This window comes from Bacillus sp. FSL K6-2431 (genome assembly GCF_038005165.1).
GTDB classification, from domain to species: Bacteria; Bacillota; Bacilli; order Bacillales; family Bacillaceae; genus Bacillus; species Bacillus pumilus.
Genome location: NZ_JBBOSQ010000001.1, coordinates 1,603,915 through 1,620,904 on the forward strand (window position 1 = coordinate 1,603,915; position 16,990 = coordinate 1,620,904).

Below are 16,990 nucleotides of genomic sequence, written 5' to 3' on the forward strand. Positions count from 1 at the left end.
TGTGATCGGCATCTGATAAAATAGAAGGAAAAATCGAGGTATGATGTATGTCTCTTATTATTTTATTTTACTTATGGATTGTCCCTTTGTTATTTGGTATTTTCTTCTCCTTTCTAACAAAGAAAGCCACCTACAAACGCCGCTTTGTCCCATCCTATAGCATGATAGGACTCAGCATCGTTTTTCTCATTCTGGCACTCGTCTTTTCAGCAAGCCATTTTCTATTTATTTGCGGTATGTTCCTATTTGCCACCACCCTTGTTGGCACAGGCATTCCCTTATTCTTAGCCTTTGGAAAAACACCATCCTAAACAAAAACCACCTTTTCACGATGGAAAGGTGGTTTCTTTTTATTGAAGAGGCATTCGGTATGTCATTGTGGCATTTGGATGTTCTTCAATCGTCTTCATCATGTCTTGAAGGATCTCGGCTGCGCGATCATTTGAGTCATACTTGCCGAGCATCTTTGCCCAGGAAGTACTCCCCAAGATCATCCCTTCAATTTTTTTGCCGCTTACTGAGACTTCTTGGACATGAATCAGCGTTTGTTGGTTTTGTGTGAGGATCCATAGCATGGTTGTTATTCCCCTTTTCAATTTGTAATGACTTCTATTTGATTTCTTCTCATTTTAAGCTTTTTTAACTGATAATTCATTTGACCATTGATCATTCATTGAATTTTTCAGCATATATTAAATCTGATTCATTAGGTTCTTCCTTATACTCTTTCACATGACCATCTTTATCATATTTTATGTAAGTCATCTCTCGGCCAGCAATACATTCACACTCATACTTTTTATTTCCATTCTCAAAAAACTCCACTTGATATCCCTCTGTAGTGTTCTTTCTCATATACCCTATTTTTTTCAAACTGCCATTTGGGTAAAACTCCACGTACTTCCCCTGTTTAATACCTTTCTCTACATAGAAATAACTTTCAACATGTCCGTTTTCGTACATATCATAGGCTAGTCCCGTAAATAGTTTTTCTTTCCCTCCTTGAGTATATTCTACAATCGCTAGTTCATAGGGTCCCCCATACTCTAGAGACTTTTCAAACTCAATACCACTTTCTACAACTAACTTCTTTGTCAATATATCATTCAATATTTAAAAACCCTTTCCGTTTCTATGTTTGAACAAAACAAAAAACAGCTGTAAAAAATTATATAATCCGTTTTCACTTGCTCGTGAGGTGGCTTCTAGCACTTTCTTGATAATGAAAAATTCCTTCACCATATTCATCACTATCAAATAATTTTCTAAACTCCGATCAACACAAAAAACCTTTTAAGACATTTAGTCATCAAGGTTTTTGTATTTCATAATACTCTAATTCAATGCATCTTCTAATGTTTTCTTTTCATGTTCTAACATACCACTTATGATAATACCACATACTACTTCTTCTTTATCCAAAGTAAATCCTACTGTATCACTTTGTAAAATAGATACTGCATCATTTTCTGAGAATGAAATGAATACCTTATCCCTACCTATATACACGTCTAATTTACCTTTTTCGTCTATATAGGTATTATCATTAGATTCTTCTATCTCAAAACTCGGTACACCTTTAACCATAATTATATCTTCCATATCTAATTTCAAACTTTCCATTTTGTGTACATTTTCACTTAACGTTAGTGTAATTGAACGAATATTACCCGTATATTTCCCTAAACCTATTTCAATTAAAGATTTCTTGAAATCTCCAGTTCTCCAATATATCGTTGGCTCTTTTGATATATTCCAACTACCAAATTCTATATTAATCGGTGTATAAAGATCATATTCAATGTTGATAGGTTGACTGTCTTTATATTCTATTACTTTTAACATCATCATTTCTCCTTTTAAGGCATATACACAGCATGCTTTATTACTGGTAGCAATCCGTCTCCGCGAGGTTTACTAAATATTAATTCCCAATTACCTACCTTCATAATTTCTTCATATTTAATTCCTTGCTTGGCAGCATTGTTAACAGAGCTTTGGAAACTCGACAATAAAGTTTGACTATTTATCGGCATACCATGTGTCGTTGCATCTCTAGTTATATACTCAACCATATGTTTTGTCCCATTAGGGTGCACCCAGAACTTTCCATCAACTGTTGCTAATTCAAAAGATTTTGGGATTTTTGTACCTTCATAAAGTGGTTGAGTAACTTTTATATCCTTCCACACTGTACCATTATCCACATTTTTAACAGTACCACCTTTAATCCCCATCTTCCCATTGAACCCCTTCGCCCCAAACGGCAAAAGCATTCCCAGAGCCGCATTCATACTCGCTTCCTGCTGTTCTTTTGAGATCTTATTCCCAAACATATCACGCCCTGTAATCGCTTCGCTGAAGCCGTTTGTGGCGGTAAGACCATATAAGCCTTTTTGAGATGTTTTTAAGGCGTCAAAGGATTTTTGCGATGTCTTGTAAATGTCGACTGCTCTGACTGCGGCTGATGTGGCTTGAGTTGTTTTATAGACGGCTTTTCCACCTTTGAAAATACGACCTGCCCATCCGACGATTGGGATATAACCTGCTGCTGCCATGCCGCCTGCGGCGACACGCTGTCCTGCGGTAAGTTCTTCGCCTGTAATCGGGTCAACGCCTGTTGCGGCGCGTTTTGCATCGTTCACGCCAGTCAGTTCATTCACGATATTTCCGCCATAATCAAGTGCTTTTTCATACCAAGGACGGTTGGCGAGTGCTTCTTGTTCTTTTGCAATCTCACGGGCCTCTTCTTGTTCTTTTTTGATTTTCAGATATTCAGAAGTTTGCTTCTCAATATCGCTTTTTGCCTTGTAGATTTCACTATTTTGATACGCTTTCTTGTCAAAATTCATAGGCGAAATGGCTTTTCCGTCATTTGTGGCATTCATCATTTCCGTATACAATGCCATTGTAGCTTGCTGCTCCGTTTCTGACAAAGCATATTCATCTTTTACATTTTGATCAAGTTCTCTTAGGTCTTTCACTGTCTTTTTTCGCTCGTCTTCCGCATCTGCAATTTTTTCATCAAAGGTTTGACTATCAAATACTTCTAGAGAAATGAGGTCGTCGATGTCTTGAAAAATCGTTTTAAGCGCCTTTTTTTGATCCTTCACAATGCTTTTGGCATTTTTGATGCCCATATGTACAGCGTTGTCTAAAAAGTGTTCTTCTACGAAGGTTTCGCCGCCAAAACTCGTATCATCAAGTGTCCCAGAAACACCTTCATGAAAGGCTTTTTGCTTATCAATGAAGCTGATAAACATATCTACATTTCCAGCCAGTTCTTTATAAAAGCTTTTAATGTTATCGGCACCTTTTCCAGTGAAATCATCACCGAGGTTTGCCACGCCTTGAAGTGCCTTTTTTAAATCTACCATTTGTTCACGGAGTTCCTGGTAGTGTTTTGCCCTTGCATCCATGGCACTTGTTAGTGCTTTTGCATCAAGTATCTTGCCCAGAAGAAGTCTCTCCCTCCATTATTGATCATAAAGTCTATTTTACCTTTCTCAGCGAATTGGAAAAATAGGCTTTAAGTCACAAAAATTATTTCCAAATATTTTAATGGAGATGAAGGCAAGTGACAATTGAAATGTTTTTCCTAATCATCACAAAAAAAGTCAGCCCTCTTTTCAGAAGACCGACTACTTTGTGTTTAGAAAAAGCGTTTGAGGCTTTTCTTGAGTGGAGGTATATCCAGCTCACCTTTTTCAAAGAATTTTTTCAATAAATATTTACTGAAGCCTGCTGCTTGGGTGTAAGTGATTTTCCCAGGTAACGGAGGTTCATTGGCGACAGCGACATCAATAATGACTGGTTTATCGGATTGAAGAGCTGTATCAAAGGCTGGAGCTAATTCTTCATGTGATGACACGGAGATTCCTTTGCCGCCACACGCTTCTGCAAACTTAGCAAAATCAATATCCTCCAGCTCTATACCATAATTTATGTTTCCTTTTACCTGTTGTTCATATTCAATCATCCCTAAATTGTTGTTGTTTAAGATTACGACAACGATCGGCAGCTTATATTTTACAGCTGTCACAAAGTCTTGCATGACCATTGTGAAGCCTCCATCACCACAAACGGCAATGGCTTGTCGGTTCGGTTCATTCAATTTAGCTGAAATCGCACCAGGTAAACCGCAGCCCATTGTGGCAAGCCAGCTGGAGATAATGAAATCCTGCTGTTTCATTTCAAAATGACGTGCCATCCATACCGTGACATTACCAACATCAACTGAAAGAATGGCATTGTCCTCGACTGCTTCTTCTAGTCTAGCAATGACTTGCTGTGGTTTAATCGGTGAAGTAGCAACAGATTTTTCTTTATCCATTTCTTCTCGCCACTTCATCATATGCTCTGTACAAGCTTCTAGAAAGCCACGCTGCTCTTTATATTCAATGTAGGAAGTCAGTTCATGCAAACCACTCTTGCTGTCGCTCACAATTCCCACATCTACCGGATACCTTTTGCCGATTTGATCTGGTTTAATATCTAGTTGAATGGCTGGCGTGTCCTCTGGTAAGTAGTCTCTATATGGAAAGGAGGTGCCAAGCATAATTAAGAGATCACATTCTTCCATCGCTTCATATGCCGGCTTCGTTCCAATTTGACCTAAGTTACCTAAAAAGTATGGATGCCTGTCTGGCAAAATACCTTTTGCAGGGAGCGTGATGACGATAGGAGCAGCTGCCTTTTCTGCAAATGAAAGAAGCTCTTCTTTTGCATGTCTTAATCCTTTACCTGCTAAGATGACTGGCTTCTTCGCATTGTTAATCAGCTGAGCTGCCTTTAGCAATTGATCTTTCTTCGCCCGTACTTCTCCCTCAACATAAAGAGGAGATGTATAGACGGGTTTACGCTTTATTTTTTGAGAAAATAAGTCATCCGATACGGTGAGAACTGCCACACCTTTATGGGTATAAGCTGCTTTGATGGCTTGATTCAATAAGTCAGGCAGCGCCTCTGCTGTCTGTACCTGCTGATTAAAGACAGCGACATCGTCAAACATTCGCTCCAATTTGATTTCTTGGAATGCGTCTCTGCCTACTTCAGCCGAAGCAACCTGCCCTGCAATTGCTAAAACTGGTGCACCATCTGCTTTTGCATCATACAGCCCATTTAATAAGTGGACAGCACCCGGCCCAGCGATTGATAAGCAGACACCAAGTTTACCTGTTAGTTTGGCATCAGCCGCCGCTGATAGTGCTGCCACTTCTTCATGTCTCGTTTGGATAAATTTTATTTGGCTTGATTCATGCCTAAGTTCTTCAATCAATTCGTTTATACTATCGCCGGGCATTCCATAAATATGTTTCACGCCCCACTCTTCCAGTAGCGCTGTTACTTCTTTTCCTGCGGTTCTTTGCGGCATGTGAGAAAACTCCTTTTTTCTTACTCCATACCACCGCATCCTTTTGATCAAACGTTTCAACCTGCTTCTGCTACTTTTTAAAATGATAGGGCAGGGTTGCCACCACAATATCCCGCTTCCATAATAGGCGGAATCTTAATAAAAAGGCAGATTGATTATGCAAAATGGTGTGCCATCTTTTTTTCGGTATAAATTGTGGCACGAGGACCATCACTTTATATTGATGGGCATTTGCTTTTGTCTCAACTGTCTCAAGAAATTTATCTAGCGGGTGAATGAGGCTTCGATAGGACGAATGCAGCATCACAAGCCGTACACCGCTATTGAGTTTTTCCCAATCTTCTTCAATTTTCTTATCCTTTTCTTTATCAAAGGATACATGAACCGCTATGACTTGCTCTGATAAAGATTTTGCATACTGAACAGATTGTTCAACAACACGTGTGACTCCTGCTATCGGTACGATGACCACATTTCCTTTAATCTCAACTGGCTCTGTTTCATTCAATAAACGCAGTTGTTCTCCAACAGACAAATAATGCTTTTTAATGGAATGAAAGATAAATAAAACAATAGGCAGGAAAACAAATATTGGCCATACGAGATGGAACTTGGTCAAAATGAGAATCATAAAAACTGTAAAAGAAATCAGTGCTCCGACAATATTGATTGGCATTTTCGTTTTCCAGCCCTGCGGTTTTTCACGAATCCACTTCACACACATGCCGGTCTGCGACAGGGTAAATGGAATAAACACACCGACAGCATATAGCGGGATGAGATGTTCTGTCTTCCCATCAAACAACCAGATGAGCAGCATAGAGGCTACGCCTAGAAAGATAATGCCATTAGAGTAACCAAGCCGGTCTCCTCTTACAGTAAACATACGCGGCATATATTTATCCTTTGCTAAATTGACAGCCAATAACGGAAAGGCTGAAAAGCCGGTATTTGCCGCTAATATTAGAATTAGCGCTGTGACTGCCTGAATCACGTAATAGAAAAACGTACGTCCAAAAGTGTCTGACGCAATTTGTGATACAACCGTTTCTTCTGGCTTTGGCGAGATGCCGAAACCAAATGCAAGCAATGTGACTCCCACAAATAAAACAGCTAGCAATCCACCCATCATCAACAATGTTCTCGCTGCGTTTTGTGCAGCTGGTTTTTTAAAGGATGGAATCGTATTTGAAATGGCTTCTACTCCAGTCAGAGCAGAACAGCCAGATGAAAAAGCTTTTAATAACAAAAATAATGTAATGCCTTGTACGTGTGTGCCTACCGCTGTATGTTCAGGTGCTGGCGGTACGCCGCCTGTTAATAATTTAAAACCGCCTACTCCAATTAATATAAGGAGTGAAAATACAAACAAGTATACAGGATAAGCCAGAATAGATGCCGATTCTGTTAATCCACGGAGGTTGAGCACCATAATCACAATGACCAATACAATTGAGATCAAGACATGATATGGATATAGTGTTGGAAAAGCCGATGTGACGGCATCGGTCCCCGCTGAAATGCTCACTGCTACAGTCAAAATATAGTCTACAAGCAATGATCCGCCAGCGATCAATCCCGGTTTTTCACCTAGGTTTCTGCTAGAGACGATATATGCCCCGCCGCCTTCTGGATAAGCATAAATGATCTGGCGGTAAGACAGAATTAACGCCATTAAAAGAATTAATACACAACCTGCAATCGGGAGTGAATACCAAAATGCTGCTGCACTAACGACAGAAAGAACAATTAAGATTTGTTCTGTACCATATGCAACTGATGATAATGCGTCTGATGACAATAATGCCAACGCTTTGATTTTTGATAGTTTTTGTTCTCCTGCTGCCTGTGATTTTAATGGTTTACCAATTAAAATACGCTTCATCAAACTGTACATGTGATGCCCGCTCCTTTAGTGTCAAACGATTTAAGTTGCAAAAGATGGATCGCCAAAAAGACACAGAGGCAATAGAATGCCCCTGTGTCTATTGTTTAGATCACAGGTTGGTCTTTGCTCTCTTTAACGCTTACGAGGTTAGCTGACGGATTCGGGCGCATGAGACTTTGCCCTACCTTAAAAGGATTCACCCCACATGGTGTTTTATACCACCAAAATTGGTTCCCCCGCTCATCGAAATGATTCAGCGATTGGTCTTTTATAAAAGAGATCATACTCCCGTTTGACACCAAAGTAAAGAGATTTTTTCGAGGTCTTTTGACCGTTTATTAATCAGTCTTTTTGCGGTTTTTTCGTACGAAATAAACAATCATCACAACGACAAAAATGATCAGTACAGCGATACATGCAAAGTAAATCCAAGAATCACCGACGCCTTGCTTTTCACCTTTTTTAAGATCATTTTTTGCATTGCTGACTGTTTGGTGATTAGAGAACACATCTTTGTTTTTGCTTTCTATTGCAACTGTTGCGGTCTCAGTATTTGTTTGAAGGAATCGAATCACTTCATTTGATATATCAGCGTCAGCTGCCGTCATTCCTGAAAAAACGGTCATGGTTTGTTCTTTATTCCATACGGATGGCTGCGTCCATACAATACGAGCTGTTGTTTCGTTGATCATGCCAAATGAGGATACATCATATTGACCCTTTTTCGCTGGAACGATGAGATCATCTGCTTTTTCTTTTAAAAGAGAGAATGTTTGGATGCCTCCGATGAAAATGAGAGAGTTCTTTTTCAATTGTTCATTTGTCACATTCGATGCTTCAATTAAATGATATTGAGCAGCTTCCGGCTGACTAAATGATTCGGTCAGCATAGCCATTTGATTGATTGAGGCTTGATTGATTTGATCTGGCATAATGATCAATGTGTTTCCTTGCTCCGTTTCTGAAGTGTAAGGAAGCGGCCATGCGGCTAAGTCCGGTGTATCACTAGTTGTTCCTTCTGGTATTTGAAGAGAGCTGTTCTTATCAATGTAAATCCAGCCTTCTTCATCTGTATGTCTACAGGATTCCATGTTTTTAAAACCTGTTGTGACAAACTGTAAGTCCACATATTCGTTCTCTTGAAGTACTTGTGAATCTACTGGAATCGACACATGGTAGAACCCATTCTCATCTTTGTTTCCTAGTTTTGTTAACGGTACGTCGTGCGGTTCGTTATTGATCATCACTGTTAGACGCTCTGCTTTGTTCGCTGGATCTGATTTTTTAAATGATAGATTTAGTTTTGCACCTGATTTTTGTTGAGCCATTAATGCTTTCGGATAATAGTAATGATCAGATGCTGTCTTTTTGGTTCCAACTTTGACATCATCTGCGCCAAAATCTATTAAGGAAATATGATGAGATGGCTTAGAAGCACTAGCTGTCACCTTTTGCAGCAGCAAGTCGGTTCCAGTGAGCTGACCTGTCAGTTCTGGCTGAGTCAAGACATTGATTTTTTCAGCAATTGTCTTTGGCTGCTTAGCAGTGACAAATAAAATGGGCTGTTCTTTTTTCTTTGCTGTCAGGGTTCTCACCGCTAACGTAAGTTGATCGCCTTCTGTTTTAATTCCAGCCGCTTGCTCGAGGGATTTCATTCGTCCATTCCAACTTCCTTTTGCTCCAACAGCAATAGTTGGGTGCGCAATTTGCTCGACGTCCTTTTCTTGAACGAGTTTGAGGTCTGCTAGGCGGTCTTTGTTTTTCAACGTACGATATACTTTCATAGCCGCTTCTAATTCAGCCGCTTCTGGTTTATTTGGAATCACAATATCTGTTTGTTCTTCCTGATCACCTGATGGAATAAATGGTGAAGGGAAGCTGTCTAACGTCACGTCTTTCGTTTGAACTCCTTTGAACGCCAGCTCACTTTCAGGATATACTTTCAGCCAATTGGCAGGCGTCTCTTGGTTGATACACACACCTTCTTTTAACACACCATAAAATGCGAGCTGAATTTGATGAGATCCTTTTTTCAGTTGCGTTTTGTTCAATTTGATTTGAATCGATTTTTTTGGGTTTTTCCCTGATACAGGGATCGTTTTTTCAATCTCTCCATCGATCATCACTGTGAAAGATGATGGCGATATTAGTAATGGTGAAGCCTCTATATTTAATGTAAGAGTGCTAGACTCTACTTTTTCTTTCTCCATTTGATAGGAAAATTCAGTGCGGTCTTCTTGACCATACAAGGTCACCACATCTTCTGATAGATGCTGCGTTTCTGTTTGATTTTCTTTTGATGAGTGAACCCAATCGTCTTTCACTTGTACTCGATTGGATTGCGCCATTGCTTGACTTGCCATGAAAAAAGGCTGAATGGCAAGGGATAGCGCTAATATTAAAAACATCCATTTGACCGATTTCAATTTGTCACCCGCTTTTCTTTTGTTGTTGATCGTAACGCTCTGTTTTGTACCATTTCACTTCTTGTTTCAATAATCGGCTCTTCACCTCTACACATAAGGAGTACACGACAAGCGCAATCCATACTTGAGAATAGGTGAAGTACATGAGGACCACAATGAGAATATTTTGTTTGGTGAGCTCTGTTTTCTCAATACTTAATGTAATCATCACTTCTGTTAGAAAGAGGAAGAAGGCTAATCCCCAAAGGATTAGTGCGACAGCCCCTACAGATAAATGAAGATCAACAAATAGGTTTACAATAAAGATGCCATTTGAGAGCAGAACGCCGAAGAAAAATAAGAAATACGTAAAGAAGAAATAAAACAAATCGAAAACCATTCGTTTTCGTTTCAGCTTCATAAACTGCCTTAAAAATTTAAGGACAACATATTGATTCCCTCTAGCCCAGCGCGTTCTTTGCCGCCACCAGACCTTCCATGTCTCAGGCTCTTGTTCCCATGTGATCGCAGCTGGAAAAAATCGAATCACATATCCCAGGTTATACACACGGATCGTTAATTCGGTGTCCTCGGCCAAAGCTTGGACATCCCAGCCGCCGAGCTCTTCTAAAATGTGCCGGCGGATGGCGAAGTTGGTACCTGGTATTGTCGCAATACCAAACCATTTCCATCTCCCGCCCTGCGCCATCCATTGGAAACAGATGGTCTCAATATTAATAAATTTGGTCAGCAAATTTTTGGTTGCATTGATCACCCTGAATTTCCCGACAACAGCGCCTGCTTTTGGGTCATTTAATAATCCAAGAACCAAATAATAGACAGCCTTTGGTTCAGGCATGTTATCTGCATCGTATACGCAAATCACTTCTCCTGTTGAAGCCTTCAAGCCTTCATTCAGCGCAGTGGATTTTCCCTTCCCTGCAAATGGCGGCTTCGTTTCAATCATATGGACATGATCATATTGTTCACTGAATGATTGCACAATCTCTCCTGTGCGATCAGAAGAATTGTCATTAATCACAATGATTTCAAGGAGGTGTTTAGGATAAGATAGCTGAACCATCGCTTTTAATGTCTGCCGAATGACGACCTCTTCATTATGAGCAGGAATCAGGATACTGACGGTCGGCAGCTCTTTCCCTTGTTTTGTCCATTTAGGCAGCACTTTTTCATAGGTGAGGTAATGCTGAAAGCCGCCCTGCATGAGAAACATGTGGTATAGAAGCATGATCCAAATGAGCATTAATGAAAGATAAAATAAGACATCAGCCACCTAATTTTCTCTCCTTAAAAATTCGTTTTTTCATTGTCAGTCTTAAATACAATGTGTATAAAGCAAATGCCGCAATAAACAGCATGACCACGACCGTGAGAATTCTCAGCATATTTTCCATGCCACTTCGTTTGACTGTTTTTGTTTCGGCGATGTTGGATTCCTCTACTTGAATATGTCCATTCCCAGATGTTTGGATTTTTACATGTGCAGTTTGGACCGTCTGTTTTGTTTTCTTTACATCCAGCCATTCGCTAGAAGGGATTGCCTCCATCTGTGTGATCAAATCCTGTAACCCTGCTATCCCTAACTCCACGTCATAGGACAGCCCGATTGCGGCTGATTGCAGATGCTGCACGGATTGAATCGTCTGTTCAGTTAAAACATTTGAACCTTCTTTGTCAGACACTTGCTCAACTTGCTGCTGAGGATATAAGGTCATGCCGTGTAACATGGCAGGAGACGTCACGAGCGGCGATGCACCGGCTGTTTTCCAAGTGCGGTCTGACAGCTGCACCTGTCCAAATAGACTGGACACATGCTTTGAAATTACTTCATAACCTTTTTGTGATATCGCATCATGCGGCACCTCGAACGCAAGAGGATATAAGCCTTGCCTAGCAAGAAGCTCAATGCCCTTTGTCAGTTTTTCTTCTGTATAGGCGACTTCTTGCTGCTGATTCAATTTGGTATACGTATGAAAGTCTTTTTCATTTGGGAATTGGCTTTTACTTCGTTTCTTCTCTGCATTTTTTGGATCATTTGTCGTGATGGGCTGATCATATTTTGCATCCCAGAACTCAAATCCCTGACCAGATTCCTCCGTTCGATACGTACGGCTAAAGCCATGAAGAATGATACTCGCTCCATTTTCTTGCAATTGTTTTAACACATTCACGAGCTTCGGGCGGTCGCTCAGTGTGACTTCATCACCTGTTGCTCGATCTATCCAAACAGGGGTCACTGCAATTTGATAAGGAATATGCTGTGCGGATACGTATTGTCCAAGTTCTAGTAGCTTCTTCTCGTCACTTGCTGGACTGATGTTCCCGAGCATTAAGTATTTTGTCTTCATTTGCACAGAAGATGGCATGTATTTTTCTAGCACTTCTGCAAGAAGCTTGTTGTGTTGCATGACATCTAAGATACCGATATATGCCGCACCTTCTTTTGTCTGAGTCACAAATGGCAGATCAGATTGACGTTTCTTCACTAGAAATTCATTTTCCAAGTCTGTCCCTCGAACCGTTAACACATTGATCCTTCTCTCTAGCTGACGGTATGTCTGATCATGTGTATGTTTCAATTGACTGATATGATCTTGTTTGTGAAAAGTAAGCTTGGAGAATGGGCGAAGCTGTTCCGCATTGTATCCAATGGCGATGAATTGCTGTGATTCGTTCATCGCACGAATGGTTTGTTTTGACAGGGTTCTCTTTATTTCTCCAAGATAAATGACTTGCTGAAATTCATTCATCCTCTTTTCAGCCAAATGTTCATCAGATACAATCGTCGTCTGTTTTGAAAAATGACCGGCGAGTAGCTCCAGCATATGAACGGCTGGAGTCACTTCCCCCGATGGTGTGGAATAAACGATCAGTGTATTTGGCTGCGTGACGAGCGCATCGGCTGAAGCCATGTGTTTAAACGAAAGAATCGAAAAAAGCGTGATCATCAAACAACATTTCATCAAAGAATTAAAGTTCATTCATCATCATCTCTTTTTCTAGTTCTTCTAAAAACTGCTCTGGCGTACGATAATCCGAGCTGCTTGTTAAATGACAGACATGAAATGTCAAGGTCACTTCACGACCGTTTAATAGGACATGCGTTTGCAGTTTATCCTTTAGCTTATCAAGGACAACTGACACATTTTCTTCTGGTGTATGGGTTAGCAGCAAGCCCATTCGTTCTTCAGATAACCGAAATTTTTTATCGGTTTCTCTTACGCTTTCGCGTATCTTGAGACTTAATTGCTGAAATAGATGCTGCATTTCTTTTTCTCCATATAACGATTTGAATTCCGCTGCGTAATTCATATGAAGAAGGATAAAGACAAATGGCTGTTTGTACCGTTCCGCCCGTTTCATTTCCTCGGATAATTCGAGCTTCATCCGCTCAGCATTGTCAAATCCTGTTGTCGAGTCAATCGCCACAAATTGTTTGATGGCCTGCTTTTGTTGTTCAATGGTGTGACGCAGCGTATTGATCCGTTCATGCAAGCTTCCCGCTGAAATAGCGAAAAAAAGAAGTGCTACGCCCCAAATTACTACATCTTGCAATGTTTGATTTGAAAAAAGGGAATTTTCATGACCAAGCTCTGTAAAGAACATGACGCTTCCTATAAAGAACAAAAACAGTAAGGTGAAAATTAATGCTGGTAGGATACCAAATAAAATACCACAGCCTAACACGACAAATGTCAGTGCGATGATCATAAAGCTCTCCGCATCTTGTACGTTAAGGTAGCCCATAAACAAAATAAGGCCTGCAAACGTGAGGAGCAGAGAATAGTACAAGCGATACGTGTTACTGAACAACCGATTCATTTAGAAGCTCCCTTTCTGCAATTAAAGGCAATAAGTTATCAAATGAGTGTGTCTCTTTTTCGTTCATGTATCCTCCGTAGTAAGGCTTGAGAGGATCTTGAGTTTGTAATTCTTTCATGCGGTGATAGACAGTCTTTGCGAATTTCAGCTCGTTTTGTTTAAGGGCATACAAAATGACGAGTGCATATACCGAAGGCGATTCATATGTGACAGATGGCTTCAATGTGTTCAGTTTGTATCTTCCGTACAGTTTGCCTTCTTGTTTAAACGACGTTTTAAGCCATTTCATGATCTCGGACGTATTCACCTTTGCATGATATGCATGTAAAGCTGTATAAAGTTGATCGATCATATTGATTTCTTGATCGAATGAATAGGTTTTTTTCTTTATGTCATAGGATTTAGGAAAGAATCCTTTTTTTCTCGGTGCTTGTTTTAGAATGGCTAATTGGTTACTGGTCATTTGTTTCGTGAATATTTGGAGGGATTCCAATTCTTTGATTGCTTTTGGGTCTATATATGAGAGTGTGATTGTATGTGAAGTTCGATTGGTTGATGCATCATAATAATCGGACAATATGCCTTTGAACATGTTTTTTTCTTTTAACGCTTGAGCGATTTCTTTTGCTGTCGTTTGATACGCTGACTTCTTCCACAAATGATTTGCCTTTTGAAGTGCCGTCACTACACGTAAATCATCGACTAAAGCATTGGCCTTATTTTTTTGATCGGATTCAATTTGCCAGCTGAGAAGATGGTGGTCTAGTAAAAATTGATCTTGCAGAACATCAAATTGTTGGTCAAATGAATTTTGATCTTTTTTTCGAACAAGATAATCCATCCAAAGTCCAAGTGATTCAGATAAGTAGATGTGCTGCTCTGCAAAAGAGGTGCGAATTAAGCCTTGATCTGTCATTAAGTGGTGAGTGATAAAATATTCTCCAGGCAAAACGGGCTGAGATGATACTGGATCAGCTGATTCTTTCTGCTGTTCCCAGGTACATCCGCCTAGTAGAATGACAATGAGTAAAACAATTGCTGTACGATATATGCGTGTATGCATTCGTGTCCCCTTTCAATTCCGCGTTCTCTAAGCATCTAACGATTTATTATAGAGCGTTTTTGTTTAAATTTAAATGAATATTTTATGCCAAATTACGAGCCTTTCCGCATATTCATTCCCATTTTCAGAAAAACAATATGCCGATATACTTAATAATACTGAAAAACCCATGCGTTTCCGCACGGGTTTTTATAGAACTATTGATCTAATTTTAACTTCTTTAATTGTTCAGCTAGTGCGTTATTAATTGGTTCTTCCACTTTCTTTTGTTTCTTCATATATTTAGACACATCGTGCTTACTGGCTTTCTTTTGATTGGATTGAGATTTGCGTTTTTCGAAGACAGACAGCTTTTCTCTATGGCCGCATACACAAGCAAAGATTTTGCCATCGCCTTCTCCGCGCAGCTCGAGCTTTTTATGACAGTTCGGGCAGCGTGCGTTTGTTTTCTTCGCCACATTTTTACGATGGCCGCATTCTCGGTCCTGGCAAACGAGCATCGTGCCATGTTTTCCATTCACTTTCAGCATGAGTTTACCGCAGTCTGGACAATGGGTGCCAGTGACATTGTCATGCTTAAAGGTCTGGTTCGTCTGTTTGATTTCAGATACGGCTTGTTTGGCATATGACTTCATTTCACTCATGAATTGAGAAGCCTTCAATTGCCCTTTGGCAATTTTAGAAAGCTTTTGTTCCCATTCCGCTGTTAATGCAGGAGACTTTAAGTCCTCAGGCACTAACGAGAGCAGCTGCTTCCCTTTCGATGTGATGAAAATGTCTTTGCCCTTTTTCTCAATTAAGAAGCTATTGAACAGCTTTTCAATAATATCCGCTCTTGTTGCTACTGTCCCTAGACCACCTGTTTCACCAAGGGTTTTCACTAAGTCCTTTTCCTCGTTCTGCATAAATGCCGCTGGGTTTTCCATAGCAGATAATAGGGTCGCTTCATTAAAACGTGCAGGAGGCTTCGTTTCTTCTCTTGTCTCTTTCAGCTGTCGAACGTCTAGTGACTGTCCTTCTGAAAGCAGCGGCAAATGTTGATCTGCCTCGGCTGATTCCTCTTCTTCATATGAGTCATCGTACACGGCTTTCCAGCCAGCTGCTTGCACGGTTTTCCCTTTTGCTGTGAACGTTTCACTGCCTATTTTGGTGATGACCGTTGTTTCCTCATACTCGAAAGGATTCATGAGTACCGCAAGGAATCGTTTGGCAATGAGGTCATATAATTTACGCTCTTTATCGCTTAATACTCCTGGGTACAGCTCTTCCTCGGTTGGAATAATCGCATGGTGATCTGACACTTTGGCATCATTGACGAAGCCTTTGTGCGCTTTCACACCTGATTGTAAAATCCGGTTCACATGCTGGGCGTACGGTCTGACGTTCATTCCTTTTAAACGATCTTTTAATGTAGGAACGATATCCGCTGAAATAAATCGTGAATCTGTACGTGGATATGTTACGAGCTTATGCTGCTCATACAATCGCTGAAGCGTAGATAATGTTTCTTTGGCTGAAAAACCATAGCGTTTATGTGCATCACGCTGCAATTCAGTCAGATCGTACAGTCCCGGCGCGAAAGCTTTTTTCGCTGTTTTTTTCAACGCATCAACCACTGCTGGTTTTCCTTCGCAGGCTGTCAAGCGTTCTTTGATCACACTCTCTTGGAATGTCCGGTTTTGCTTTGTTTTGGCATCCTGCCATGTCAAAGTCAGTCCATCTACTTGTGCAGTCAATCCATAGAACGGCTTCGGCTGAAATTGCTGAATGTCTTCTTCTCGTTTGGCGATCATGGCGATCGTTGGTGTTTGCACCCGTCCGCAGGAAAGCTGTGCATTGAACTTCGTTGTCAGCGCTCTTGTTGCGTTGATGCCGACAATCCAGTCTGCCTCTGCACGTGCAACGGCTGAGCGATACAGGTTATCGTATTCTTTGCCGTCTTTTAATCGTTTGAAGCCTTCTTGAATGGCTTTGTCCGTTACAGATGAGATCCATAATCGTTTCAAAGGCTTTTTCACATGCGCTTTTTCAAGAATCCATCGAGCGACAAGCTCCCCTTCACGTCCAGCATCTGTTGCGATGACAATGTCTTTGACATCTTTCCTCGCAAGCTGCGCTTTCACTGCTTGGAATTGTTTGCCTGTTTTTTTCATCACCACAAGCTTAAGCGGTTCGGGAATGATTGGTAAATCCTCTAAACGCCAGGATTGAAATTCTTTTCCGTAGCCTTCTGGATCAGCCAGTGTGACCAAATGGCCAAGCGCCCACGTCACAATGTATTGATCTCCTTCTAAAAAGCCATTTCCTTTTTTATGACACTTCAGTACACGTGCAAGATCACGTCCGACTGAAGGTTTCTCTGCTAATACAACTGTTTTTGACACTAGATTTCACATCTCTTTCTTCTATCCATCCTT

Annotated in this window: 13 protein-coding genes and 1 riboswitch; of the genes, 1 reads left to right on the plus strand and 12 read right to left on the minus strand. The window is 40.6% G+C overall.

What is annotated here, in order from left to right:
• Positions 1 to 47: 47 nt before the first annotated feature.
• Positions 48 to 311 carry a hypothetical protein gene (locus tag MHH40_RS08070; RefSeq protein WP_003214365.1) on the plus strand — a complete coding sequence of 88 codons (264 nt, stop codon included), beginning with the start codon at positions 48 to 50 and terminating at the stop codon, positions 309 to 311.
• Between the two features lie 39 nt (positions 312 to 350).
• On the opposite strand, the gene MHH40_RS08075 is transcribed toward MHH40_RS08070, so the two are convergent.
• The 12 genes from MHH40_RS08075 to MHH40_RS08130 form a co-directional block, all read right to left on the minus strand.
• Complete coding sequence (locus MHH40_RS08075; RefSeq protein WP_003214145.1) at positions 351 to 575, minus strand: hypothetical protein; 225 nt, start codon at positions 573 to 575, stop codon at positions 351 to 353.
• A gap of 91 nt (positions 576 to 666) precedes the next feature.
• A complete protein-coding gene (locus tag MHH40_RS08080) occupies positions 667 to 1,113 on the minus strand; it encodes a toxin-antitoxin system YwqK family antitoxin (protein WP_050945534.1) in 447 nt (148 codons plus the stop codon).
• A 222-nt stretch (positions 1,114 to 1,335) separates the two neighbouring features.
• The gene (locus MHH40_RS08085) at positions 1,336 to 1,845 is read right to left on the minus strand and encodes a hypothetical protein (RefSeq protein ID WP_340900895.1); all 510 of its coding nucleotides are present in this window, start codon (positions 1,843 to 1,845) and stop codon (positions 1,336 to 1,338) included.
• 14 nt (positions 1,846 to 1,859) lie between these two features.
• A complete protein-coding gene (locus MHH40_RS08090; RefSeq protein WP_445661690.1) occupies positions 1,860 to 3,419 on the minus strand; it encodes a ribonuclease YeeF family protein in 1,560 nt (519 codons plus the stop codon).
• Between the two features lie 233 nt (positions 3,420 to 3,652).
• The gene (locus tag MHH40_RS08095) at positions 3,653 to 5,374 is read right to left on the minus strand and encodes a pyruvate oxidase (RefSeq protein ID WP_340900897.1); all 1,722 of its coding nucleotides are present in this window, start codon (positions 5,372 to 5,374) and stop codon (positions 3,653 to 3,655) included.
• Between the two features lie 70 nt (positions 5,375 to 5,444).
• The gene (locus MHH40_RS08100) at positions 5,445 to 7,271 is read right to left on the minus strand and encodes an APC family permease (protein ID WP_212046400.1); all 1,827 of its coding nucleotides are present in this window, start codon (positions 7,269 to 7,271) and stop codon (positions 5,445 to 5,447) included.
• A gap of 112 nt (positions 7,272 to 7,383) precedes the next feature.
• Positions 7,384 to 7,531: riboswitch (cyclic di-AMP (ydaO/yuaA leader) on the minus strand.
• A 69-nt stretch (positions 7,532 to 7,600) separates the two neighbouring features.
• Positions 7,601 to 9,688 (minus strand): cellulose biosynthesis cyclic di-GMP-binding regulatory protein BcsB, encoded by a 2,088-nt coding sequence (locus MHH40_RS08105; RefSeq protein WP_340900898.1) that lies wholly within the window; start codon positions 9,686 to 9,688, stop codon positions 7,601 to 7,603.
• Between the two features lie 4 nt (positions 9,689 to 9,692).
• Positions 9,693 to 10,931, minus strand: a complete 1,239-nt coding sequence (locus MHH40_RS08110) for a glycosyltransferase family 2 protein (RefSeq protein WP_278254669.1) — start codon at positions 10,929 to 10,931, stop codon at positions 9,693 to 9,695.
• 22 nt (positions 10,932 to 10,953) lie between these two features.
• Positions 10,954 to 12,669, minus strand: coding sequence for a DUF2334 domain-containing protein (locus MHH40_RS08115; RefSeq protein WP_340900899.1), 1,716 nt, complete (start codon positions 12,667 to 12,669; stop codon positions 10,954 to 10,956).
• Complete coding sequence (locus MHH40_RS08120; protein WP_034620220.1) at positions 12,659 to 13,510, minus strand: GGDEF domain-containing protein; 852 nt, start codon at positions 13,508 to 13,510, stop codon at positions 12,659 to 12,661. Before MHH40_RS08120 ends, MHH40_RS08115 begins: the two co-directional genes overlap by 11 nt.
• Entirely contained in the window at positions 13,491 to 14,573 is a 1,083-nt protein-coding gene (locus tag MHH40_RS08125) for a glycosyl hydrolase family 8 (protein ID WP_340900901.1), read from the minus strand. The genes MHH40_RS08120 and MHH40_RS08125 overlap by 20 nt, the downstream gene beginning before the upstream one ends.
• A gap of 197 nt (positions 14,574 to 14,770) precedes the next feature.
• Positions 14,771 to 16,957, minus strand: a complete 2,187-nt coding sequence (locus MHH40_RS08130; RefSeq protein ID WP_340900903.1) for a DNA topoisomerase III — start codon at positions 16,955 to 16,957, stop codon at positions 14,771 to 14,773.
• Between the last annotated feature and the right edge of the window lie 33 nt (positions 16,958 to 16,990).